This is a genomic window from Mesorhizobium sp. M1088 (assembly GCF_040318575.1).
In the GTDB taxonomy this organism is placed as follows: Bacteria; Pseudomonadota; Alphaproteobacteria; order Rhizobiales; family Rhizobiaceae; genus Mesorhizobium.
Window position 1 is genome coordinate 56,978 of sequence record NZ_JAMYMO010000009.1, and the last position, 24,056, is coordinate 81,033.

Annotated in this window: 22 protein-coding genes; 15 read left to right on the top strand and 7 right to left on the bottom strand. The window is 64.3% G+C overall.

All coding sequences use genetic code 11. The features are described from left to right. Window positions 1–4: 4 nt before the first annotated feature. Window positions 5–586 (bottom strand): histidine phosphatase family protein, encoded by a 582-nt coding sequence (locus tag NKH49_RS13980; RefSeq protein WP_352615148.1) that lies wholly within the window; start codon window positions 584–586, stop codon window positions 5–7. 232 nt (window positions 587–818) lie between these two features. On the opposite strand from NKH49_RS13980, the gene NKH49_RS13985 reads away from it, so the two are divergent. Then, complete coding sequence (locus tag NKH49_RS13985; protein ID WP_352615069.1) at window positions 819–2,222, top strand: MATE family efflux transporter; 1,404 nt, start codon at window positions 819–821, stop codon at window positions 2,220–2,222. 16 nt (window positions 2,223–2,238) lie between these two features. Here the strand turns inward: NKH49_RS13985 and NKH49_RS13990 are convergent, their stop codons facing one another. The 4 genes from NKH49_RS13990 to speB form a co-directional block, all read right to left on the bottom strand. Further along, entirely contained in the window at window positions 2,239–2,886 is a 648-nt protein-coding gene (locus NKH49_RS13990; protein WP_352539924.1) for an amino acid ABC transporter permease, read from the bottom strand. Beyond that, window positions 2,883–3,551 (bottom strand): amino acid ABC transporter permease, encoded by a 669-nt coding sequence (locus tag NKH49_RS13995; protein ID WP_352615067.1) that lies wholly within the window; start codon window positions 3,549–3,551, stop codon window positions 2,883–2,885. The genes NKH49_RS13990 and NKH49_RS13995 overlap by 4 nt, the downstream gene beginning before the upstream one ends. Before the next feature lie 6 nt (window positions 3,552–3,557). Next, a complete protein-coding gene (locus tag NKH49_RS14000) occupies window positions 3,558–4,367 on the bottom strand; it encodes a transporter substrate-binding domain-containing protein (RefSeq protein ID WP_352615065.1) in 810 nt (269 codons plus the stop codon). A gap of 136 nt (window positions 4,368–4,503) precedes the next feature. Then, a complete protein-coding gene (speB, locus tag NKH49_RS14005; protein WP_352615063.1) occupies window positions 4,504–5,565 on the bottom strand; it encodes an agmatinase in 1,062 nt (353 codons plus the stop codon). A gap of 183 nt (window positions 5,566–5,748) precedes the next feature. Here speB and gcvA point away from each other — a divergent pair, with 183 nt between their 5' ends. From gcvA to NKH49_RS14045, 8 genes are all read left to right on the top strand, one after another. Beyond that, window positions 5,749–6,723 (top strand): transcriptional regulator GcvA, encoded by a 975-nt coding sequence (gcvA, locus tag NKH49_RS14010; RefSeq protein ID WP_023676980.1) that lies wholly within the window; start codon window positions 5,749–5,751, stop codon window positions 6,721–6,723. A 192-nt stretch (window positions 6,724–6,915) separates the two neighbouring features. Then, window positions 6,916–8,220, top strand: coding sequence for a nicotinate phosphoribosyltransferase (gene pncB / locus NKH49_RS14015; RefSeq protein WP_352472380.1), 1,305 nt, complete (start codon window positions 6,916–6,918; stop codon window positions 8,218–8,220). 163 nt (window positions 8,221–8,383) lie between these two features. Next, window positions 8,384–9,823: a hypothetical protein gene (locus NKH49_RS14020; RefSeq protein ID WP_352615061.1), complete on the top strand. Its 1,440-nt coding sequence runs from the start codon at window positions 8,384–8,386 to the stop codon at window positions 9,821–9,823. 162 nt (window positions 9,824–9,985) lie between these two features. After that, window positions 9,986–11,290 carry an ABC transporter substrate-binding protein gene (locus tag NKH49_RS14025; protein WP_352615059.1) on the top strand — a complete coding sequence of 435 codons (1,305 nt, stop codon included), beginning with the start codon at window positions 9,986–9,988 and terminating at the stop codon, window positions 11,288–11,290. Between the two features lie 86 nt (window positions 11,291–11,376). Beyond that, window positions 11,377–12,258: a branched-chain amino acid ABC transporter permease gene (locus tag NKH49_RS14030; protein WP_352615057.1), complete on the top strand. Its 882-nt coding sequence runs from the start codon at window positions 11,377–11,379 to the stop codon at window positions 12,256–12,258. Beyond that, complete coding sequence (locus NKH49_RS14035; protein WP_352615055.1) at window positions 12,255–13,217, top strand: branched-chain amino acid ABC transporter permease; 963 nt, start codon at window positions 12,255–12,257, stop codon at window positions 13,215–13,217. Before NKH49_RS14030 ends, NKH49_RS14035 begins: the two co-directional genes overlap by 4 nt. Beyond that, window positions 13,214–13,942 (top strand): ABC transporter ATP-binding protein, encoded by a 729-nt coding sequence (locus NKH49_RS14040; protein WP_352615053.1) that lies wholly within the window; start codon window positions 13,214–13,216, stop codon window positions 13,940–13,942. The genes NKH49_RS14035 and NKH49_RS14040 overlap by 4 nt, the downstream gene beginning before the upstream one ends. Beyond that, a complete protein-coding gene (locus tag NKH49_RS14045; protein ID WP_352472376.1) occupies window positions 13,935–14,654 on the top strand; it encodes an ABC transporter ATP-binding protein in 720 nt (239 codons plus the stop codon). Before NKH49_RS14040 ends, NKH49_RS14045 begins: the two co-directional genes overlap by 8 nt. Here NKH49_RS14045 and NKH49_RS14050 read toward each other — a convergent pair whose 3' ends face one another. Both NKH49_RS14050 and pncA read right to left on the bottom strand, forming a co-directional pair. Next, window positions 14,655–16,082 (bottom strand): sodium:proton antiporter, encoded by a 1,428-nt coding sequence (locus NKH49_RS14050; RefSeq protein WP_352615052.1) that lies wholly within the window; start codon window positions 16,080–16,082, stop codon window positions 14,655–14,657. A 40-nt stretch (window positions 16,083–16,122) separates the two neighbouring features. Next, on the bottom strand, window positions 16,123–16,722 hold the full coding sequence (gene pncA / locus NKH49_RS14055) for a bifunctional nicotinamidase/pyrazinamidase (protein ID WP_023676971.1): 600 nt from the start codon (window positions 16,720–16,722) through the stop codon (window positions 16,123–16,125). A gap of 272 nt (window positions 16,723–16,994) precedes the next feature. Here pncA and NKH49_RS14060 point away from each other — a divergent pair, with 272 nt between their 5' ends. Genes NKH49_RS14060 through NKH49_RS14085 form a run of 6 tightly spaced genes read left to right on the top strand, consistent with a single transcriptional unit; the run spans window position 16,995 to window position 24,056 of the window. Continuing rightward, window positions 16,995–17,855 (top strand): FAD binding domain-containing protein, encoded by an 861-nt coding sequence (locus tag NKH49_RS14060; protein WP_352615050.1) that lies wholly within the window; start codon window positions 16,995–16,997, stop codon window positions 17,853–17,855. Beyond that, window positions 17,855–20,608, top strand: a complete 2,754-nt coding sequence (locus NKH49_RS14065; RefSeq protein WP_352615048.1) for a molybdopterin-dependent oxidoreductase — start codon at window positions 17,855–17,857, stop codon at window positions 20,606–20,608. The genes NKH49_RS14060 and NKH49_RS14065 overlap by 1 nt, the downstream gene beginning before the upstream one ends. Further along, window positions 20,605–22,149 (top strand): 6-hydroxynicotinate reductase, encoded by a 1,545-nt coding sequence (locus NKH49_RS14070; protein WP_352615047.1) that lies wholly within the window; start codon window positions 20,605–20,607, stop codon window positions 22,147–22,149. Before NKH49_RS14065 ends, NKH49_RS14070 begins: the two co-directional genes overlap by 4 nt. Beyond that, window positions 22,146–23,021, top strand: a complete 876-nt coding sequence (locus tag NKH49_RS14075; RefSeq protein WP_352615045.1) for a UPF0280 family protein — start codon at window positions 22,146–22,148, stop codon at window positions 23,019–23,021. Before NKH49_RS14070 ends, NKH49_RS14075 begins: the two co-directional genes overlap by 4 nt. Then, the gene (locus tag NKH49_RS14080; protein ID WP_352506039.1) at window positions 23,014–23,598 is read left to right on the top strand and encodes an amino acid synthesis family protein; all 585 of its coding nucleotides are present in this window, start codon (window positions 23,014–23,016) and stop codon (window positions 23,596–23,598) included. The genes NKH49_RS14075 and NKH49_RS14080 overlap by 8 nt, the downstream gene beginning before the upstream one ends. Beyond that, window positions 23,595–24,056, top strand: coding sequence for a MarR family winged helix-turn-helix transcriptional regulator (locus NKH49_RS14085; RefSeq protein WP_352506064.1), 462 nt, complete (start codon window positions 23,595–23,597; stop codon window positions 24,054–24,056). The genes NKH49_RS14080 and NKH49_RS14085 overlap by 4 nt, the downstream gene beginning before the upstream one ends.

Here is a 24,056-nt window from a genome sequence, read left to right on the forward strand (position 1 = left end):
GTTGCTATCTCTGGTTCCAGCGCCGGATGACCGGCTCGTCAAGGTCGTGCTCATAACCGAGCACGCTTATGCTGGCGGTATCCAGCACGAAAAACGCGCCGGCTTGCGGCGGCAGGCCGAGCCAGCGTGCGGCCAGCACTCTAAGGAAATGCGAGCTTGAGAAGACCAGGACATTGCTGCCGACCTCGCGCAACCGGCTGACGATCCGGTCCGCCCTCGAGCCGACATCCGTGGCGGACTCGCCGCTCGGGCAGCCGTCGCGAAAAAGACGCCAGCCGGGGCGCTCGGCGAGGATTTGCTTGGTGGTCAATCCCTCATAGGCACCATAATCCCACTCCGCCAGATCGTCCTTCTTCACGCCTGACGAGCCGAAGCCGGCCAGCGCACAGGTGTTGAAGGCGCGCTGCGACGGGCTCGACCACACCGCCGAGAAGGACAGGCCCTTGAGCCGCTCAGCGATCCGCCTTGCCGCTTCCTCGCCGACCGGCGTCAGCGGTATGTCGGTTCGGCCGGTATGTTTTCCGGACGCACTCCATTCCGTCTCGCCATGCCGAACCAGATAGATTTCGGGAAACGTGCTCATCAGGCTGCCTTTCAAATGGATCTGCCGCGACCATAGCGGCTTCCATAGCCTCTCCAACAGCCTGCATGGAGCTGACTGGCTTAACCCTTCCGCAAGTCAGCCTCTTGCCACCGGTGCCTATTTCATAGACAAACTCGCCGTAATGCGGAATCCGGCCGATCATGGCCGTTTCCGCGCTGAGACGCGGCTTCCGGCTCTTGCCGACGTGCCGCAATCGGATAGGCGGAAAACTAGAATGTCTGCGATCGAAGCCGACGCTCGCGCGCCGGAAAACCTTTGGCGTCGGGAAATCAGGGCGATGCTGGCGCTCGCCTGGCCGATGGTGCTGACCAATCTCGGCCAGACCGCGATGACCGCTACCGACGTCATGATGATGGGACGGCTGGGGCCGGACACGCTGGCCAGTGGTGCGCTTGGTGCCAACCTCTACTTCATGCCGCTCATCTTCGGGCTCGGCCTGATGCTGGCGACCTCGCCGATGATGGCGACCGAGCTCGGCCGCCGTCGGCACTCGGTGCGCGACCTGCGCCGCACCGTGCGCCAGGGTCTGTGGCTGGCGATCCTCATTTGCATTCCGATATGGGCCCTTCTCTGGCACGGCGAGAGCGTGTTGCTGGCCATGGGTCAGGAACCGGCGTTGGCGCACCAGGCCGGCATCTATCTGCGCTGGCTCGAATGGGCGGTGCTGCCCTTTTTCGGCTACATCGTCCTGCGCTCGTTCATTTCGGCGCTGGAGCGGCCGGGCTGGGCACTGATCATCGTTTTCGTTGCCGTCGCCTGCAATGCCTTCTTCAACTGGCTGTTCATGTTCGGCAATCTCGGCATCCCTTCGATGGGCATCGCCGGCTCCGGCCTTGCCACCACTCTGTCCAGCACGCTGATGTTCGCCGGCATGGCGATGGTGGTGATGCTTGAGAAGAAGTTCCGGCGCTATCGTCTGTTCGGACGCTTCTGGCGCGCCGACTGGCCGCGCTTCAAGGGCCTGCTGCGGCTCGGCCTGCCGATCGCCGGCCTGCTGGCGTTCGAGGTGACGATCTTCAACGCGGCCGCCTTTCTCATGGGCCTGATCGATGCGGCTTCGCTTGCCGCCCATGCGATCGCCATCCAGATCGCCTCGGTCACCTTTATGGTGCCGCTCGGCCTCAACCAGGCGGTGACGGTGCGCGTCGGACTTGCCCACGGCGCCGGCAATCCGGAAGGTGTCAGCCGGGCTGGCTGGACCGCCTATGTCGTCGGTGTCTCCTTCATGGCGCTGATGGGGCTGGTGATGATCCTGTGGCCGCATCTCTTGATCGGCGCCTTCATCGATCTGGGCAATCCGGCTAATGCCGAGGTGGTGGCGCTTGCCGTCTCGTTCCTCGCCTTTGCTGCGCTGTTCCAGGTTTTTGACGGTGCGCAGGCGGTCGCCAGCGGCATGCTGCGCGGCCTGCACGACACCAAGGTGCCGATGATCTATGCCGCGATCGGCTATTGGGGCATCGGGCTGCCGCTCGGCGTGCTGCTGGCCTTTCGTTTCGGCTTCAACGGCGTCGGCATCTGGATCGGCCTGTCGTCGGGACTGGCGGTGGTTGCGGCACTCCTGCTGGTGCGCTGGCTGCGGCGTGACAGGATCGCGCCGCCGCTGGTATTCGGGCGTTGAATTGCTGGTCGCCCGCTCAGCGGGCCGCCGCCCGCTGCTCGAGCGAACGTGCGTATTGCGTCAGCGGAAAGCACATGACGAAGAAGATCAGTGCTACCAGCCCATAGACTTTGAACGGTTCGAAGGTCGCATTGTTGATCGCGTTGGATGTCCTCACCAGCTCCTCGAAACCGATGATCGAGGTCAGCGCGGTCGACTTGATCAGCTGCACCAGGAAGCCGACGGTCGGTGCGCGGGTGATCGAAAACGCCTGCGGCAGGATGATCAGCCGGAGTTCATGCAGATAGTGCAGGCCGAGGCTGGCGCCGGCGTCCCACTGGCCGCGCGGCAGCGCATCGACGCCGCCGCGCCAGATCTCGGCGAGATAGGCGCTGGCGAAGAAGGTCAGGCCAAGCACCGCCGCGGTCCACGGCTCGATGCGCAGGCCCAGCATCGGCAAGCCGAAGAACATCAGGAAGAGCTGCATCAGCAGCGGCGTGCCCTGGAAAAGCGCGATGTAGCCGGAGGCAAACCGGCGCGCCCATTTATTCTTGGCGATCCGGAAGAACAGCACGATCATGCCGACCACGGCCCCGCCGACAAACGCGGCCAGCGACAAGAGCACCGTCCAGCGCGCCGCCAGCAGCAGGTTGCGCAGAATGTCCCAGAAGGTGAATTCGATCATGACACGCCGGCTCCGAGAAGCCGGCGGCCGCCGCCGACCAGCAGCTGGCGCAGCCCAATCGACAGGGCGAGGTAGACCATCGTCACCACGAAATAGGTCTCGAAAGCCCGGAACGTGCGCGCCTGCAGCATGTCGGCTTCATAGGTCAGCTCGCGAACGGCGATCTGCGATACCACGGCGGATTCCAGCATCATGATGACGATCTGGCTGGTCAGCGCCGGATAGATCACCTTGAGCGCCTGCGGCAGCACGATCTTGATGAAGACCTGGCGCGGCCTGAGCCCAAGCGCCAGTGCCGCTTCCGTCTGCCCGGGCGGCACCGCGTCGAGCCCGGCGCCAACGATCTCGATCGTGTAGGCGGCCATGTTGAGCGTCATCGCCAACATGGCTGCCAGCACCGGATCGAGCCTGACGCCGATGCTGGGCAGCCCGAAGAAGATGAAGAACAGCTGCACCAGGAACGGCGTGTTGCGGATCATCTCGACATAAACGCCGATCGCCCGCTTGAGCAGCAGCGGACCGTTCCGCCGCCCTGCCGCGCCGAGGATGCTGAGCAACGTTCCCGCCAGCGTGGTGACAGTGATCAGCAGGATCGTCGTGGCCGCGCCGCGCGCGATCGCCCCTGTCGCCCCGGCAAGCCAGCCGAAGTCGAGGCTATACGTCACCGGCGATCAATCCTTGAGATTGGCGGGATCGAGCGGTGTCTTCAGCCAGGCCTTCGAGCTTTCGTCCAGTTTGCCGTCGGCCAGCATCTTGGCGACCGCATCGTTGACCGCTTGCTTGAGGCGGTCTTCCTTCTTGTTGAGGCCGATATGCGAGGGCGAGGTAAGAAGCTGGAATTTCTGCTCCGGCTTCAGTTCCTCCTGCCGGGCGAGCACCTGGGCGCCGACATCGTTGCCGACCACCATCAGTTGGGTCTGGCCCGAGATGAACGCCTGGATGACGGAATTATAGTTGTCGAAACGGCGGATGTCGGCCGAGGCGGGTGCCGCCTCGGTCAGCGAGGTGTCCTCCAGCGTGCCGCGATTGACGGCGATCGACTTGTTGGCAAGGTCTTCCTTGCCTTTGACCGAGAGTGCTGCCGGGCCGATGACGGCGATGTAGTAGGGTGCGTAGGCGGCGGCGAAATCGATCACCTGCTCTCGCTCCTTGGAGTAGCCGACGCTCATCAGCAGGTCGACGCGCTTGTCGGTCAGGTACGGAATGCGGTTCTGGCCGGTCACGCTGACCAGATTGAGCTTGACCTTGAGCTGGTCGGCGATGGATTGCGCCACGTCGATGTCGTAGCCCTTGATGCTCATGTCGGCGCTGGCCGAGGAAAAGGGCGGGAAGTCGGAAAAGATGCCGACATTGATGGCGCCGGCCTTGGCTATGTCATCGATCGCGTCGGCATTGGCGGCCTGGATGGTGAAAGCAAGACCCGTCGCGCCGAGCATCAGCACGGCGGCGACGGACGATTTGAGTTTCATGTGAAGTGTCATTGTCATTCCCCTGCTGGAAGCTTGTTTGTTTGAGTGCAACCGCCGGCTCCAGCGCGGCGGTCGCCCTTGGATTCTCTGGTGGACCATGATCTTCTCCGAAAACCGGTTCCCACTTTCGGGATCATGGTCGAGCGTGTCAGCCCGCCTTGCCGGTGATTGCCGGGCTGAAGACCATCAGGCTGAGGATCTCGAACAGCACCTGCGCGCCGGCGTGCGCCGTGTTGGTGGTCGCGTCGTACTGCGGTGCCACCTCGACCACGTCGCCGCCGACGATGTTGAGTCCCTTCAGGCCGCGCAGCAGCTCGAGCACTTCGCGCGTCGTCAGCCCGCCGACTTCCGGTGTGCCGGTGCCCGGCGCGAAGGCCGGATCGATGCTGTCAATGTCGAAGGAGACATAGGTCGGGCCGTCGCCGACTATCCTGCGCGCCTTCTCGATAATGGCGGGAATGCCGAGGCCGGTCACCTCTTCGGCATGCACGACGGTCATGCCGGACTCATAGGTGAACTCCCACAGATATTCGGCCGAGCCGCGAATGCCGATCTGGATGGTGCGGCTCGGGTCGAGCACGCCGTCCAGCACCGCGTTGCGGAACGGCCCGCCATGGTGGAACTTGGTCATGTCGAACAGGCCGCTGGTATCGCAATGAGCGTCGATATGGATCATGCCCACCGGCGCCTTCTTGCCGACCGCCTTCAGGATCGGGTGGCTGATCGAATGGTCGCCGCCGACAGACAAGGGCAGGACGCCGGCGTCGACGATCTGGTTGGTGCGGCGTTCGATGTCGTCATGGCTGGTCTCCAGCCGGTAGCGGCTCTGGAACGGCACGTCGCCGATGTCGGCGACCTTCAGCTCATGCGTCGGTGCGCATTCCAGCACATGATTGTAGGGGCCGATGCGCTCGATGGCGCGCAACGCCCTTGGCCCGAAACGGGCGCCCGGCCGGTTGGTGACGCCCAGATCCATCGGCACACCGATCATCGCCACGTGCAGATCGCCGAAATCCGGATTGTCGGCGGCGATTTCACGATAGGGCGCCGCGAGGAAGGTCGGGATGCCGGAATAGGGCGCCAGTCGCGTGCCGGTCTTGGAGAAGATCTTCTCGGCGACACGCTGGAATTTCGGGTCGAACATTTCGCCGCCATGGCTCTCGCCGTATTTGTGGCGCAACGCTTCGAGCTTGCCGCGGTCGTAACCCATGTCGGTCCTCCATGGCTGGTGCGGCGCGCGGGCGGCGGCCTCGATAGCCGCAGCCGCCGGCTGCCTGCAGATTTCACGTCTTGATGCAATGCCTGGGCAAAGTGTCCCGTAGCTGCATTGAAAAATCAATTGATATTGTTAGGGTGTTATCTGTGAGAAAATCTCACAGAGCCTAGGGTCCAAATGGCCAAGCGTTTGCCACCGCTCAACCCGCTGCGCGCCTTCGAGGCGACGGCGCGCCACGCCTCGCTGAGCAAGGCGGCGGCTGAGCTCAACGTCACCCACGGCGCCATCAGCCATCAGATCAAGGCGCTCGAGCAATCGTTGGGTGTCAAGCTGTTCGAGCGTGCCGGTCAGCGGGTGAAGCTGACGCCGCACGGCGCCGAGTTGCTGCCGGCGGTGTCGACCGCCTTCGACGGCATTGCCGCCGCCACGCAGCGCATGACGAGACCGGCCAGCACCGGCGTTCTCTCTGTATCCTGCGTGCCGGCGCTACTGTTGCTGTGGATGATCCCGCGGCTGGGCAGCTTCACCTCGCAATATCCGGATATCAGGCTGACGCTGATCCCATCCAATGATGCCAAGGACGTCCGCGCACCGCACATCGATGTCTGCGTGCACTATGGTGACGGCAGCTGGACCGACTGCTGGATGCGCAAATGGTCGGGCCTCGAACTGTTCCCGGTGGTCAGCCCGACGCTGATCAACAACCGCCCGATCCGCACCGTCCGCGACCTCGCCGATCACGTCTTCCTGCATGGCGACGACGGCCGCGAATGGCATACCTGGCTGGCCGCCGCCGACGCGCTGGACCTCGAGCGCGGCCGTCGCCATCATCTCGGCGATGCGCGGATGGCGACCGAGGCCGCGGTTCACGGCCATGGCGTGGCGCTCGGCGATACGGTGACGGCAAGCGGACTGCTCGCCAGGGGCCTGCTTGTCGCCCCGTTCAGTCTTTCCGTGCCGGCCGTCGACGATTTCTACGTCGTCTGCCGCAACGAGATGCGGTCGGCGCCGATCGTGCAATTGTTCATCGACTGGCTGTTTGCCGAGAAAGAACAGGCCGACCGCCGCGCTGACGCACCGGTGGCAGGCCGCATCGGCATTCGCCGCAAGCGTCCGGCGCTCAAGGTGGTCGGCGCCAAGACCGCATCCTGAGGCCGAAACTGCCGTAGGCGCCGCTTGCAGCAGGGGCTTCTTTTTGTCGGGCCAGCCCGCAAAGCGGGAGGCGCGTTCAAAAATTCGATGCTAAGAGGCATTTGGAGCAATTCCAGGAAAAGTGCGCAGCGGTTTTCCGTCCGGAATTGCGCTAGACAAAAGCTAGAGCGAGCAACGAAGGCGCATTAAGCGATGGCAAAGACCGATATAGCGCGGCGCGTCTACAATCACACCTGGAAGCTCGACCCGATCGTCCGCAGCTTGCTCGACACCGATTTCTACAAGCTTCTGATGCTGCAGATGATCTGGGGCATGTATCCCAAGGTCGACGCCACCTTCTCGCTGATCAACCGCACCACCTCGGTCCGCCTTGCCGAGGAGATCGATGAGACGGAGCTGCGCGAGCAGCTCGACCATGCCCGCACCTTGCGCTTCTCTAAGAAGGAGATGATCTGGCTCGGCGGCAACACCTTCTATGGCCGCAAGCAGATATTCGAACCGGAATTCCTCGCCTGGCTGGAAAATTTCCGGCTGCCCGAATACGAGCTTTCCAAGCGCGACGGCCAATACGAACTCGCCTTCAGCGGTCCGTGGATGTACACGACGCTGTGGGAGATCCCGGCGCTGGCAATTATCAATGAACTTCGATCTCGCGCGGCCATGCGGGCGTTCGGGCCGTTCGCGCTCGACGTGCTCTATGCCCGCGCCAAGGCCAAGATGTGGGCCAAGACCGAGCGGCTGAAGGCGCTGCCCGGCATCCGCATCTCGGATTTCGGCACCCGCCGCCGTCATTCTTTCCTGTGGCAGCGCTGGTGCGTCGAAGCGTTGAAGGAGGGCATCGGCGAGGCCTTCACTGGCACCTCCAACGTGCTGCTCGCCATGGACAACGATCTCGAGGCGCTCGGCACCAACGCGCATGAGCTGCCGATGGTGTTCGCCGCGCTCACCAATTCGGAAAAGGAATTGAAACGGTCGCCCTACAACGTGCTGCAGGACTGGCAGCGCTACTACGGCGGCAACCTGCTGATCGTACTGCCGGACACCTTCGGCACCGCGGCGTTCCTGCGCGATGCACCGGACTGGGTCGCCGACTGGACCGGCTTCCGCCCCGACAGCGCGCCGCCGATCGAAGGCGGCGAGAAAATCATTTCCTGGTGGCGCGAAAAGGGCAAGGACCCCAAGCAGAAGCTGCTCATCTTCTCGGATGGGCTGGAGGTCGAGACCATCGAGGAAACCTATCGCCATTTCCGCGGCAAGGTGCGCATGTCCTTCGGCTGGGGCACCAACCTGACCAACGATTTCGAGGGCTGCGCGCCGACCGAGACCAACCGGCTAGACGCCATCTCGCTGGTCTGCAAGGTCACCGAAGCCAACGGCAGGCCGGCGGTCAAGCTTTCCGACAATCCGGCCAAGTCGACAGGCGACGAGAAAGAGATCGAGCGCTATTTGCGCATCTTCGGCCAGAAGGACCGCGTGGAGCAGTTGGTGAAGGTGTGAAGTAGGGGAACTCTTGCGTAGTATGAGTTCCTTCGCGCCCCCCTCTGTCCTGCCGGACATCTTCCCCGCGAGGGGGGAGATTGCGCCCTCATTGCTGCTTTCGCCAATTGCTGAAGTTGCAGAAGGAGAGCCGACGGCGGAACCGCCGATCTCCCCGCTTGAGATGTCCGGCAGGACAGAGGGGGGCGCTGTAGAGCGCTGCATTTCGGCAATCAGGCCCTTTCCCGGCCTCGTCGCTTCCTTGGCATTCCCATCCACGCCCGCCTTCGCCCACGCCTCCGACCGCGGCCATGTCCTGCTGCTTCCCACCGGCTACTACGTCGTCGGTGGCGCGCTCGCGGTTGCCGCCAGCTTCCTTGTCCTGGCTCTACTGCCGCCGGACCCCCTCGACCGCTTCTGGCGCAAACGCCTGCCGCTTTTCGCCTTCGGCGACGGCGCGCGGACTGCCGTCAGCCTGGTATCCTTTGCCGGCTTTGCAATTCTGATTGCCGCCGGCCTGTTCGGCAGCCGCGATCCGCTTTCCAATCCGCTGCCGCTGACCGTATGGACGCTGCTCTGGGTTGGCCTGGCTCTGTTGCAGGGGCTCGCCGGCGATCTCTGGTCGTGGCTCAACCCCTGGTACGGGCCATGCCGCGTCGCCTCGCGCCTGTCCGGCAGAACGCAGCCGTATCTGCTCCCCCAACGGCTCGGCTATTGGCCGGCTTTCCTGCTGTTCTTCGCCTTCGCCTGGTTCGAGCTGATCGACCCTGCGCCCGACGATCCGGCGCGGCTGGCCTGGGCCGCCGGCGCCTATTGGCTGCTGACCTTTGCCGCCATGCAGGTCTTCGGATATCGCGACTGGAGCCTGCGCGGTGAGTTCCTGACGGTGTTCTTTTCCATGGTAGCGCACTTCGCCATCGTCGAGCGCAATGAAGACGGCCGGCTCAAACTCTGCTGGCCGGGTGCCAGGCTGCTCGGTGGCGCGCGGCTACCGCTCAGCGGCGTCGCTTTCCTGCTGCTTGCGCTGTCGTCTGTGTCCTTCGACGGCCTGTCGAAAACCTTCTTCTGGCTAGGCTGGTTCGGCATCAATCCGCTGGAATTTCCTGGACGCACCGCTTTGATCGGCATCGGCAGCTTCGGCCTTGTGCTGAGCTTTGCCGTGCTTGCGGCCGTGTTCGCGCTAGCCGTCTTTCTTGGCCAGCACCTTGCCGGCAGCAACCATTCGCTCGGTCACGCCGCCGGGCTTTTGGCCTGGTCGATCGTACCGATCGCGCTCGCCTACCACTTCGCGCATTATCTGATGGCGCTGCTGGTCGACGGCCAATATGCAATTGCCGCTCTCTCCGACCCGTTTGCGCTTGGCTGGAACCTGTTCGGTACCGCAGACATGTCAATTGAAGCCGGCGTTGTCGCCGGCGCCGGCTCGGCGTGGTGGCTGTGGAACCTCCAGGCCGGCGTCATCATTGGCGGCCACATGCTTGCTGTGCTTGTCGCCCATGGCTTGGCCTGGCGGCTGCACGCCATTCCGGCTCGCGCCGCGCTCAGCCAGTTCCCGCTCACCGTGCTGATGATCGCCTACACCGTCCTCGGCCTATGGCTGCTTGCGACGCCGAGCGCCGGATGAACGAGGTGTGCGATGGCCGTCAATCGAACCTTGGGGAAAGCTCGCTTGCCACGTCAGAGCTTTGGTGATTTAGTTTGTACACATGCAATTTTCGCCCCTCTTAACAAGAGTGGCCTGCCTGCTACAGCCATTGGTCAAAGCTCAAAAACAAGGGGAACTGCCGTGACTGACAAGAATGGGTTTTTCGATCTCTCCAGATCCGCTCTCACCCGCCGCACGGCGCTGAAGGGCCTTGCCGCCGGCGCCGGTCTTGCCGTCGCGCCGGGTTTCGTGCGTTACAGCCAGGCGCAGAGCTCGGCGCCGATCAAGATCGGCTTCCAGTCGCACCGCACCGGCATCGGCGCCGCCTATGGCCGCTGGTACGAGAAGACCACAGCGGCTGCCGTCAAGGCGATCAACGATGCCGGCGGCATCAACGGCCGACCCGTCGAGGTGATCATCGAGGATGACGGCACCGATCCCAGCCGGGGCGCCGAAGTCGTCGGCAAGTTCGCGTCTCAGCACAAGACCGATATCGTCTACGGCACGCTGTTTTCGCATGTCGTCATCGGCTCGGCGCCGGCCGCCGGCGAGGCCAAGATGCCCTATTTTGTTGTCAGCGAAGGCCACCATGTCGCCTCGACCAAGTTGAACCGCTACGTCTTCCAGCCCGGCATCACCGATGTGAAGAGCCAGATCCAGTCGATGGCGCCGTGGATTGCCGCCAATGCCGGCAAGAAGGTGACGCAGATCTTCCCCGATTTCGCTTTCGGCTACGACCATCGCGACTACCTGCCGCCGGCCCTGAAGGCGCAAGGCGCCGAGGTTATCGCCCAGATCGCCATCCCCCCGACGGAATCCTCCTTCACTAAATATTTCCCGCAGATCCCCGCGGAGACCGAGGTGATCTACCACGTCATGGTCGGCCCGGCGGTGCTCACCTTCGTCAAGGAGCTCGGCGAGTTCTACGGCTCCAATCGGCCGCAATTGTTCGGCTTCATCGATTCGCTCGAAGCCACCGACATCAACAGCCCCGGCCTCGAATTCCTCGACGGCAGCCATTTCTGGGAAGGCTCGCCGCGTTATGCGCAGCCCGATGACTCCCCTGCGCAGAAAGCCTACCGCGCCGCCGTCGGCATCGACGACAATGGTGCCGCCGTCGGCGACCCCAAGGACGTCTCCACCGCCGCGCACATGTTCGGCTGCTGGGAAACGCTCTACGTCGTCAAGAAGGCGATGGAGGATGCCGGCTACAAGGGCCCGGAAGACCGCGCCAAGCTGGTCGAGGCGACCGAGGCGTTGACCGAGTTCGCCGAGGGGCCGGAGCACCCGCAAGGGCCGAAAACCTTCAACGGCAAGATCCACCAGTGCTTTGGCATCCAGAACATCTCCAAGGTTGAAGGCGGCCGGCTGAATGTCGTCCACAAGACCAAGATCGAGGACGGCCTCTACGAGCCTGAGGGGGATTACACGACGCAGACGCTGTGAGCTTGGCTGCTGCAGCAAGCGTGAGCGCCAAGATACCCCCCTCTGGCCAGAGGGGGGTGCTTCGCGCATCCGCCGGTGCTTAGCCGATGCACTTCGGACCTCACCTGCTCCTCGCCGCTCTCGAAGGCCTCGTCACCTCCGCCGTGCTGGCGCTGACGGCGCTTGGGCTGTCGCTGGTGTTCGGCGTCATGCGCGTCGTCAATGTCGCGCATGGCGAGTTCTTCATGCTGGGCGCGGTGCTTGCCTGGGCGATCTCAACGGCGGTATCTGGCCATCCGGCGCTCGGCTTCCTGGCCGCCCTGGTGCTGGCGCCGCTGATCGTCGGCCTGATCGCGCTGCTCGCCGAACGGCTGGTGCTGCGCCGGCTCAACTACAATCCGGAAGCCACCATCGTCGCCACCATCGGCATGCTCTACATCATCCAGCAACTGGCACTGACCTTCTACGGCCCGGAGGCGCGGCCGGTTCAGCCGCCGTTCAGCTACCGCATCCTCCTGCCGTGGTTCGGCTATTCCGGCTACAAGCTGTCGATCATCGCCGCGTCGGCGCTGCTGCTGGTCGCGACCTGGCTGGTGCTGACGCGCACGAAAATCGGCCTCGTCATGCGCGCCACGCAATATGACAGCGAGACGGCGCAGGCCTTCGGCATCCCGGTGACCAGAGTCTATGCCGGTGTTTTCGCGCTCGGCGCCATGCTGGCTGCTGTCGCCGCGGTGCTGATCGTGCCGATCAGCCAGGCCCACTATCTGATGGGACAGGACCCGCTGTTGCTGTCGTTCATCGTCGTCATCATCGGCGGCCTCGGCTCGCTGCGCGGCACGGTCGTCGCCGCGGTGCTGATCGGCCTTTCCGACGGCATCATCTCGGTGTTCTTCTCACCGACGCTGGCCAAGATCATCGCCACCTTGCTCGTCGCCATGGTGCTGGTGTTCCGGCCGCAGGGCCTGTTCGGGACGACATCACGATGAAGGATGCTTCGCCGGCAAAGCCATATGCGCTGCACCTCGGCGTCATCGCCCTGCTTTTCGGGCTTAGCTTCGTCCTGCCGGAATACCATCACGGCCTGCTCGCCCGCATCATGGTGCTGGCGGTCTTCGCCATGGGCTACAATCTGCTGTTCGGCTATGTCGGGCTGCTCAGCCTCGGCCATGCCATGTTCTTTTCAGCCGGGCTCTATGGCGCCGGCCTTGCCGTCATCCATCTCGGCTGGAGCGTGCCGGCCGCCTTCGCAGCCGGGCTTGCCTGCGGCGCGCTTCTCGCGCTGGTGATCGGGCTGCTGGCGCTGCGCACCTCCGGCGTCGCCTTCATGATCGTCACTATGATGTTCGCGCAGGTATTCTATCTCGTCATCCTCTATTTCGCTGCCTGGACCGGTGGCGACCAGGGCATGGTCGTGCCGCAGCCGATGCGTGTCCTTGTCCTGGGCAGCACGTCGCTCGACCTCACCAACCCGACCGTGCGCTATATGAGCGCGCTGGCACTGTTCTCGATCGTGCTGCTCATAAGCCTGGCGATAGTCCGCTCCGGCTACGGTCGCGTGCTGGTCGCGATCCGCGAGAACGAAGAGCGGACCAAGATGCTCGGCTACGATACGTTCTCCAGCAAGCTTGCCGCCGTCGTCATCTCCGGCAGCATCTGCGCGGCCTCCGGCGCGGCCTATGCGCTGCTGTTCGGCTATGTCGGCTCGAGCTTCGCCTCGGTGCAATATTCCATCCTGCCGCTGCTCTGGGTGCTGCTGGGCGGCGCCGCCACCACGCTCGGTCCGCTGATCGGCACGCTGTTCATGTATTATGTCATCGACGTCGCCAGCGGCTACACCTCGGCCTATTTGCTGATCGTCGGCATAGCGCTCATCCTGCTGGTGCTGTTCTTCCCGAGAGGCATTATCGGCAGCATCCGCCAGCGCTGGCTCGGGTGGTTGCCATGATGCCGCTGCTCACCACCAAAGGCCTGTCGCGCAGTTTCGACGGCTTGCGTGCCGTCGACGGCGTCGACTTCGCGCTGATACCGGGCGAGATTCGCGCCATCATCGGCCCCAACGGTGCCGGCAAGACCACCTTCGTCAGCCTGGTCAGCGGCCGCATCCAGCCCTCGTCGGGTATGATCGTCTTCGACGGCGCCGACATCACCAGCCTGCCTGCCTACGCCCGGGTTCGCCTCGGCATCGCCTATACGTTCCAGATCACCAGCGTCTTTGCCAATCTCAGCGCCTACGACAATGTTGCCCTGCCGGTGCAGCGCACGCTGACCGACGGCCGCTCGAAGGGCGCGGTTCACACCGGCGTCATGGCGGCTCTCGAGCGCACCGGCCTTGCCGACCGGGCGCAAATGCCTGCCGGGCAATTGTCCTACGGTCACCAGCGGTTGCTGGAAGTGGCAATGGGACTGGCACTGAAGCCGCGGCTGCTGATCCTCGACGAACCGACGCAAGGGCTTGCCGACAGCGAGATCGACAATTTCATCGAGCTGGTGCGCGAGATCGCCGATAGCGCCACCGTGCTTTTGATCGAGCACAACATGCCGGTGGTCATGCGGCTCGCCGACCGCATCACCGTCTTCAACGCCGGCAGGATCTTGGCTGAAGGCACGCCCGAGCAGATCCGCGCCAATGCCGCGGTGCAGGACGCCTATCTGGGGACGACCCATGGCTGAGGCCCAGTCCAAGGCACTGACGATCTCCGGGGTCGACTGCTTCTATGGCGAGGTCCAGGTGCTCTATGGCCTCGATCTTGTCTTGAACGAGGGCGAAGTGCTCTGCCTGTTCGGCCGCAACGGCGCCGGCAAGACGACGACGCTGAAGGCAATCATGGGTCTGGTGCCGGTAAGCTCCGGCTCGATTCGGCTCGAAGGGCGGGAATTGAGCGGCTTGCCGGCGCACGAGGTGCCCAAGGCCGGCGTCGCCTACGTGCCGCAGGGCCGGCGGCTGTTCGCCGAGATGACGGTGGCGGAAAACATCGAGATCGGCCTGATGGCCCGCAACAAGGGCAAGGCGACGCGCGAGAACGTGCTCGATCTCTTCCCGCTGTTGCGCCAGCGCCTCAGGCAGCGTTCGGGCACGCTGTCCGGCGGCGAGCAGCAGATGCTGGCCATGGCCCGCGCCCTGTGTCTGGAACCGCAGGTGCTCCTGCTCGACGAACCGACCGAAGGGCTGATGCCGTCGATGATCGCCAAGATCCGCGAAACCGTGTCGAAGCTGCGTGCGCTTGGCGTGTCGACAATTCTTGTCGAGCAGCGCGTCGATGCCGTGCTGTCGGTCGCAGACCGCGTTTGTTTCATCGAAAACGGCCGCAACCGCGAGACGGTCGATGTCGAGGAACTGCGTTCCGATCCCTCCGCGGTCCGTCGCTATGTCGGCGTCGGCTGATCAGGCAAAGAACAGCAAGCCGGCAAGCAGGAATGTCGGGATCAGCACCGCGCCCGACCATGCCATATAGCCAAAGAAGCTCGGCATCTTGATGCCGCGATGCCTGGCAATGGCATAGACCATGAAATTCGGCGCATTGCCGACATAGGTGTTGGCGCCCATGAACACCGCGCCTGCCGAGATCGCCGCCAGCGTCGAGGCGAGCTCGGTCATCAGATGCTGCGCATCGCCGCCAGCCAGCTCGAAGAACACCAGATAGGTCGGCGCATTGTCGAGGAAGGACGACAGCGCTCCGGTCAGCCAGAAATAGGCAAGGTTGTCCGGCGCGCCGGTCGGCGAACTGACCAGCAGCACCAACGGCGCCAGCGCGCCATCGAGCCCGGCCCGCAAGATGGCGACGACCGGCACGATGCAGATGAAGATGCTGGCGAACAGCTTCGCCACCTCGGCAATCGGCCCCCAGTTGAAGGCGTTTGCGCCGCGAAACTCCTTCGGCGAGACGACAAGCGAAGTGAAGGCCAGTATCAGGATGGCGGCGTCGCGCACCAGATTCTGCAGCTCGAGGCTGACGCCCTGAAAAGAGAAACTCACTCCCGGCTTCCAGGCAGCGGAAATCAGGATCGCGGCGATTACGCCGGCCAGCAGCGGAATGTTGGCCAGGCCGCGAATGCGCACCTTGCTGTCGGGCGTCGGATCCTTGATCTTCGGCGCGCCTTCCTCCCGGCGATGCATGATGATGTCGATCGCCAAGAAAACAGCCAGCACCACGCCGGCGACGAACAGCGTCTCGGGCAGCAGGTGAACTGTCGTCCAGAAGAAATCGACGCCGCGCAGAAAGCCGACGAACAGCGGCGGATCGCCCAGCGGCGTTAGCGACCCGCCGATGTTGGACACCAGGAAGATGAAAAAGATGACGACATGGGCGTTGAAGCGCCGGTTGTCGTTGGCGCGGATGAGCGGCCGGATCAGGATCATCGAGGCGCCGGTTGTGCCAATGATCGAGGCAAGCAGCGCCCCTCCCAGCAACAACCCGGCATTGACCAGCGGCGTGCCGTGTATGTTGCCGGCAACGAAGATACCGCCCGAAATGGTGAACAGCGCAAACAGCAGGATGATGAACGACATGTATTCCGTGAGCAGCGCATGCAGCACCGCCTGCGTGGCGGACGGGATGCCGAAGGCGATGGCCAGCGGCCCGATCACCAACGCTGCCCAGAAGGCAGCGATCTTGCCGTAATGGTGCTCCCAAGCATGATGGAACAGCAGCGGGCCGGTCGCGATGCAAAGCAATAGCCCGGCAAACGGCAGCACCCACCAAAGCGACATGGCGGCGCCCGGCAATTCGTGCGCTTCGGCCGCGAGAACCGCTCTCGGAGAAAAGATTGCTGCAATAAGTGCAGCACTTGCCGTCAACGCCGCAAACCGCATGAAGCCCCTCAAAAGTCTGTCAGGTTCGGCTGGATGACGTTCAAATCAGTGTCACGCCGGCATCGCGCATCCGGCCCAGCATCCTCTCCACGGAGCCGTTGAGATCGATGCCGCGGCAGGCGTCGAGCCGCACGGACGTCTCAAAACCGAGCTTGACCGCGTCGAGCGCCGAAAAGGCGACGCAGAAATCCGTCGCCAGGCCGACCAGGGTCAGCGTCTCGATGTTCCGATCCCGGAGATAGCCGGCAAGGCCGGTCGGCGTCGTCCGGTCGTTCTCGAAGAATGCGGAATAGCTGTCGATCGCAGGACGGAACCCCTTGCGGATCACCAGCTCGGCCTTGCTCCAGGCGAGGCCCGAATGGAAATCCGATCCCAGGCTGCCCTGGATGCAGTGATCCGGCCACAGCGTCTGGTGGCCATAAGGCACGTCGATCGTTTCGAACGGGTGCTTGCCGGGGTGGCTGGAGGCAAAGCTCGAATGGCCGGCAGGGTGCCAGTCCTGCGTCAGCAGGACGTGCTCGGTCCGCCGGATTAGGTCATTGACCAACGGCACGATTTCGTCGCCACCGGCCACTTCAAGGGCGCCACCCGGGCAGAAATCGTTCTGCAGGTCGATAACGACAAGCGCTTCGTCGGCCATGGAGCCTCCTTATTTTCTTGGTCTTGAGCTTAGGCTCCAATAAAAACGCGACCGGACGCAGAAACTTGACCAGATGGCCGGCTGCGTCAACCTCTCATGGCATAACAAACGCATTCCGGGTGCACCGGTGCCAACAGTCGTGCAAACTCTGGCTTTGACAATTCCTGCCGGCTTGATATCATTTGCATACGAATGAATTTCCTGCCTTGAATGCTCGGGAAAATCTTTCGGCAGGATCCCCTCTCGGGAAGCCCATTCTGGGAAGGCAAAGCGTGATCCGTTACGCAAAACCCACCACGGTCGACGATGCCCTCGCTTTGCTGGGCGAAGGGCAATGGCGCATCCTCGCCGGCGGCACCGACTTCTATCCGGCACAGGGCAGCAAGCCTTTCCGCGACAATGTCCTCGATATCAATGGCCTGGTGGCATTGCGCGGCATTGCCGAAGCCGAAAACCATTGGCTCGTCGGCGCACGCACCACCTGGACCGATCTCGTCCGCCATCCTCTGCCGGCGCCTTTCGACGCGCTGAAGCAGGCGGCGCGGGAAGTCGGCTCGGTGCAGATCCAGAACGTTGCCTCGATTGCCGGCAATCTCTGCAACGCCTCGCCGGCCGCCGACGGCGTGCCGGCGCTGCTGGTGCTCGATGCCGAAGTCGAACTGCGTTCCGCTGTGGCGACCCGGCATCTGCCCCTTGCAGAATTCATCCTCGGCAACCGTCGCACCGCACTGCAGCCCGGCGAAATGGTCACGGCAATCCGCATTCCCAAACCCGCGACCGCCGGCAGCTCCGCCTTCGTGAAACTCGGCGCGCGGCGTTATCTCGTCATCTCCATCGCCATGGCCGCCGCACGCCTGGCCGTCGAAGATGGTATGGTCAGGAACGCGGCCGTCGCCGTCGGTTCCTGCTCGGTTGTCGCCAGGCGCCTGGCGGGTGTCGAGGCGGCGCTACGCGGCCGGCCCGTCGGCCACGCGCTGGCCACTGCGATCCAATCCGCACCGATGGACGAGCTGTCGCCGATCGGCGACGTGCGCGGCAGCGCCGAATATCGGCTGGACGCTGCGCGCGAGATCGTCGCCCGCGCCGTGCTTGGTGCGATGGGCGCTGTTCCCGACGAAAGGGCGGCGGCCTGATGGGCATGGAGCGCGCCGACATCGCCTTCGAAGTCAACGGCGCCGCCGTCAGCGTTTGTGTGCCGCCGGTGCGGCGGCTGTCCGCGGTGCTGCGCGACGAGTTGCGGCTGACCGGCACCAAGATCGGCTGTGATGCCGGCGATTGCGGCGCCTGCACGGTGCTGGTCGACGGCGAGCCGGTCTGCGCCTGCTTGATGCCCGCGGCTTCCGCCTCCGGCACCGTGGTGACGACAGTCGAAGGCCTCGCCAATGGCCGGTTGTCGGCGCTGCAGGCTTCGTTCCTCAGCCATGGCGCAGCGCAATGCGGCGCCTGCACGCCCGGCCTGCTGGTCGCGGCAACGGCACTCCTGGACAGGACGCCTTGCCCGAGCGAGGCCGAAACGCAGGATGCACTGGGCGGCGTGCTCTGCCGCTGTACCGGCTACCGCAAGATCGTCACCGCGGTGATGGATGCTTGGCGCCACACCGACAGCCTCGATCCGCGCATGCCATCCTCTGGCCATGCCGTCGGCTCCTCCCCGATCCGCGTAGATGGCCTGCCGAAAGTCACCGGCGACGAAAAATTCGGCGGTGATTCATTCCCGGCCGACGCATTGTCGGTGCTGGTGGTCCGCTCGCCGCATTATCGTGCCGCTTTCACTTTTGGCGACCTCGGCAGTTGGGTGAAATCCCGTCCCGGCATTGCCGGCGTCTTCACCGCCGCCGACATTCCGGGAAAGAATTGTTTCGGCGTCATCGCGCCCTTCGCCGACCAGCCGGCGCTGGCCGAAGGGGTTTCGCGCTTTCGCGGTGAGGCGGTGGCCCTGGTTGCCGGCGAACGCGAGGCTATCCTCGATCTCGACCTTGCCGATTTGCCTGTCAGTTGGACCGAGTTGCCGCATTTTCTGGAAACTGGCGAAGCGCAGGCCGGCGGCGCGCAACTGGTCCATGAAAACCGGCCCTCGAACCTGCTCACCTCCGGCTTCGTCGAGCGTGGCGACCCCGAAGCCGCGCTCGCCGGTGCGGCTTTCGTCGTTTCCGGCGCCATCGACACTTCCTATGTCGAGCACGCCTATATTGAACCGGAAGCCGGCTATGCCTTCATGGACGGCGACACGCTGGTCGTCGTCGCCTGCACGCAGGCGCCCTATATGGACCGCGACGACACGGCAAAAGTGCTCGGCCTTGCCCCGGAACAGGTGCGCATCGTGCCGACCGCCACCGGCGGCGGCTTCGGCTCCAAGCTCGACGTCTCGCTGCAACCGCTCATCGGCCTCGTCGCCATGAAAACCGGCCGGCCGGCGGCGCTCGCCTACAGCCGCACCGAATCGATGATCTCGACCACCAAGCGCCATCCGGCTCTGATGAGAGCGAGCATCGGCGCCGATGCCGACGGCCGTGTCACCGGCATGGTCTTCGCCGGCGATTTCAACACCGGCGCCTATGCCAGCTGGGGGCCGACGGTCGCCAACCGCGTGCCGGTGCACGCCTCCGGCCCCTATGCGACGCCGAACTATCGCGCCGAAGGCCGCGCCATCCACACCAACGGCCCGATTGCCGGCGCCTTTCGCGGTTTCGGCGTGCCGCAGGCGACGATCATGCAGGAGACCCTCTATGACGACCTAGCCGACAAGCTCGGCATGGATCGGCTCGCCTTTCGCCTGAAGAACTGCCTTCGGAACGGATCCGAAACAGTCACCGGCCAGCGGCTCGAGTCGGGCGTCGGCATCGCCGACTGCCTCGAGGCCCTCCGTTCACATTGGCAGCGTGCCGTTCGCGATGCCGAAGCGTTCAATGCCGGTAGCAGCATCAAAAAACGCGGCGTCGGCATCGCTTCTTGCTGGTACGGCTGCGGCAACACCTCGCTGCCCAATCCGTCGACCATCAAGGTCGGCATCTCGGCATCGGGCGCAGTCGTCCTGCATCAGGGTGCGGTCGATATCGGGCAAGGCTCGAACACTGTCATCGCGCAGATCTGCGCCGATGCGTTGGGTCTTCCGCTCGAAAAATTCATGCTGAAAGGCGCCGACACGGCGATCACCCCCGACGCCGGCAAGACCTCGGCCTCGCGCCAGACCTTCGTCACCGGCAAGGCCGCCGAAAAGGCCGGCCGCGCCTTGCGCGAGGAGATCTTGCGTTTCGCCAATGTCTCGGAAAAGGCGGCGATTGCGCTGGACGGCACAAGCCTGAGCATCAGGGAAGGCGAAGCGACCCGCCGCGTCGATCTTTCCTCGCTGAAGGCAGACCCCGAAGGCTTTGTCTTTCGCGCCGAGGAAAGCTACGACCCGCCGACGCTGCCGCTCGATGCCAAGGGCCAGGGCAAGCCTTATGCCGTCTATGGCTATGGCGCGCAGATCGCCGAACTGGAGGTCGACCTCAGGCTCGGCACCGTGAAGCTTATAAAAATCACCGCCGCTCACGATGTCGGCAAGGCCATCAACCCTTTACTGGCAGAGGGCCAGATCGAGGGTGGCATCGCCCAGGGCATCGGCATGGCGCTGATGGAGGAATTCATCCCCGGGCGCACCGAAAACCTGCACGACTATCTGATCCCGACGATCGGCGACGTGCCATCGATCGAGACCATCCTGATAGAAGTTCCGGATCCGGAAGGACCCTTCGGCGCCAAGGGTTTGGGCGAGCATGTGCTGATCCCGACGGCGCCGGCGATCCTCAACGCCATCCGCCACGCCACCGGTGTGCTGGTCACCAAAATTCCGGCGACGCCGACCCGCATCCGCGCCGCCATCCTCGACAAGGAGGCGCGCCGATGAGCGAGCTTGCCGAACGCTTCGAGACCCACGATCCCGGCGAGAAGCTGGTGGCCGAGAAGATCCGCTGCGATGCCTGTCCAGTCATGTGCTACATCGCCGATGGCCGCACCGGCGCCTGCGATCGCTACGGCAATGTTGGCGGCAGGATCGTGCGGATGGATCCACTGACCATCCTCGACCACGCGGCCGAGACCGGCGCCGCAATCGTACCCTTTGCCGAAGAAGGCGAGGCATGGGACGGCGAACTGGTCAACACCGGCCGCCGCTTCGTCACCGCCATCGGCGCCGGCACCACCTATCCCGATTACAAGCCGGCGCCCTTCATCGTCAGCCAGGAGGTCGAGGGCGTCGATCTGGTCACCGTCGTCACCGAGGGCATCTTCTCCTATTGCGGCGTCAAGGTGAAGATCGACACCGACCGTCATATCGGCCCCGAAACGGCTACGGTCCGTGCCCAAGGCGAGGCGATCGGCCATGTCACGACCGGCGAATACGGCTCGCAGATGCTGTCGCTGGGCGGCGTACATCATCTGACCGGCGGCTCGAAGGCTGAAGGGCGCGCCACCTGCGACGCCATGCTCGCCCTGTGCAACCGCAAACCGGTTGAACTCGTCATCGACGGCGGCGCCACCGTCATCGTCGAAGCCGGCAAGCCGCCGGTCATCGACGGCAAGCTCGAGCAGCGCATGCGCGTTGGCTGCGGTTCGGCTACCATAGGCATGTTCGCGACCCAATGGCGCGGCCTTGTCGACGAGGTGGTGGTGGTCGATGACCACATCACCGGCGTCGTCTCCGAGCATCAGGCCGGCAAGGTGCTTGGCTGGCGGGATACCGGCATCAAGATCATCGGCCGCCGTTCGACGCCGGGCCGTTATTTCAAGGTGTCGGAGCCCGGCCTCGGCTGGGGCGGCACCAGCATTTCCGACCCGCTGTCGATCCTTGGTGAATGGAACGCCAAAAAGGGTGCGCGCCCCGGCATGTCGCTGCTGATGGTCTCGACCACCGGTGAGCAATTCGCCTATTACGAGCTCGACGACGAATTGAAGCCGGTCCAGAAACCGTTCCCGGAGCGGCTGCGGAAGTCGGTCGAACTGATCGAGGACAATTGCGAGCCGGCGCTCTGCACCGTGCTTTTCGTCGGCGGCGCCGGCGGCTCGCTGCGCGCCGGCGTCACCGAGAACCCGGTCAATCTGACCCGCTCGGTGCAGGGCTTGACGACCTACGTGACGGTCGGCGGCGCGCCGGTCTATGTCTGGCCGGGCGGCGGCATCACGCTGATGGTCGACGTCACCCGCGTCCCGGAAGGCGCCTTCGGCTATGTGCCGACGCCGGCGCTGGTGGCGCCGATCGAGTTCACCATGCACCGCGACGATTATGTCAGGCTTGGCGGCTACGAAGGCGAAATCCGCAGCGTCGACGATATCCTGGCCAAGGGCGGCGAATATCTCAATCCGCGCCGCGGCACGGCCGCACCCCGTGACAATCCCTGGCCGCCGCTGGCGCAGTTGCGTCGCGCGACCGCAAACGGGGCCGGGCGATGAACGGCCCGCAGGCGCATTGGCTCGAGGACGGCCGGAGGCTTCACCTCAATCATGGGCCGATCGATCTGATCGTCGAGGCATTCGGCGAGGCGAGTGAATGCAGCGCCGCATATCGCCAGGCAGTGGCGCGCTTCCAGACAATCCTGGTTGAACTGGTCGAAGAGTTGCCCGAACTGCGGCGCCCGGCCGCCTCGCGGCCACGTGCTTTCGCTGGCCCGACGGCGCGCCGCATGGAAGTGGCGGTCGTTCCGCTAGCGAAACAATTCATCACGCCGATGGCGGCCGTCGCCGGCTCGGTAGCCGACGAAGTGCTTGGCGCGCTGCTTGCCGGCCGCCGGCTCGAGCGCGCCTATGTCAATAATGGCGGCGACAGCGCGATCTATCTCGGCCACGGGCAGTCGATGATAATTGCCATTGCCGGGACAGGTCATGGGTTGGCAGATCGTCTCACGATCCGCCCCGAAGACGGGATCCGCGGTGTCGCGACAAGCGGCTGGCGCGGCCGCTCCTTTTCGCTGGGCATCGCCGACGCGGTCACGGTGCTGGCGCGAACGGGTGCTGAAGCCGATGCCGCCGCGACCTTGATCGCCAACGCCGTCGACCTGCCCGGTCATCCGGCCGTTAGGCGCGTACGGGCGCGCGATCTCGCACCTGACAGCGACCTCGGCGACCGTTTGGTGACGCAGGGCGTGGGGCTGCTTTCCGCCGCTGAAATCGCTATCGCGCTGGAAGGCGGATTTGCCGTTGCCGAGGAGTTTCGGCGGCGCGGCCTGATTGCCGCCGCGGCACTTTTCCTCGGCGGTCAGGCGCGCATCGCAGATCCGATGGCGCTCGCCAATAAAGTTTTAGAGAGGGAAATTGCTCATGCCTGAGTTTCCGATCCGCAAGATCGCCGTGCTGACCGAAGAGATTTTTCACGAAGGCGGGCCGGTGGCGAAGGTGCCGCGGCGCCGCGCGGCGGCCATGGCTGTGGTCAAGAACCCGTTCGCCGGCCATTACGTCGAGGAACTGCAGAGCGCCATGGAGGATTTGAAGCCGCTCGGGCTGCTGCTCTCCGACAGGCTTGTTGCCGCATTGGGCGGCGACGTCAAACAGATCGACGGTTACGGCAAGGGCGCCATCGTCGGCATGGCGGGCGAGCTGGAGCATGGCGCGCTGTGGCATGTGCCGGGCGGCTATGCCATGCGCGAACGGCTCGGCGACGCCAAGGCGATCGTGCCCTCGGCAAAGAAGGTCGGCGGCTTCGGCGCGCGGCTCGATGTGCCGCTCGGCCACATCAACGCCGCCTATGTGCGCAGCCATTTCGATGCCATGGAAATCGGCATCAGCGATGGCCCCCGTCCCGACGAGATCCTGTTTTGCCTCGCCATGACCTGCGGCCCGCGCGTGCACGACCGCATGGGTGGGCTGGCGGCCAAGGAAATTAAGGCATGGGATGGGCTGCGGTGAGCGCCGAGGACAATCGGCTCAAGCTGGTCGAGGCCGAGGAGCCTGACGAAAACGACTATCGCTTGCAGGAGCAGGTCGGCTTCATCCTGCGCAAGGCGCATCAGCGCCATGTCTCGATCTTCGCCGCACACATCGCCGATCTGACGCCGCCGCAATTTGCCGCTTTGGCCAAATTGCGCGACGTCGGCGAGACCTCGCAGAACCAGCTTGGCAGCCTGATCGCCATGGATGCGGCGACCGTGAAGGGCGTCATCGACCGGCTGAGAGCGCGTGGCTTTGTCGAACTTAGCAAACACGAAGTCGACAAACGGCGCCTGCTGGTCAATCTGACCGCTGAGGGGCGCGACGCGATCGAGCGGCTGATCCCGCTTGCCCGTGAGATTACGCAGGAAACGCTGGCGCCGCTTTCTGCCAAGGAAGCGGCCATTTTCATGAAGCTGCTGGCCAAGCTGGCTTAA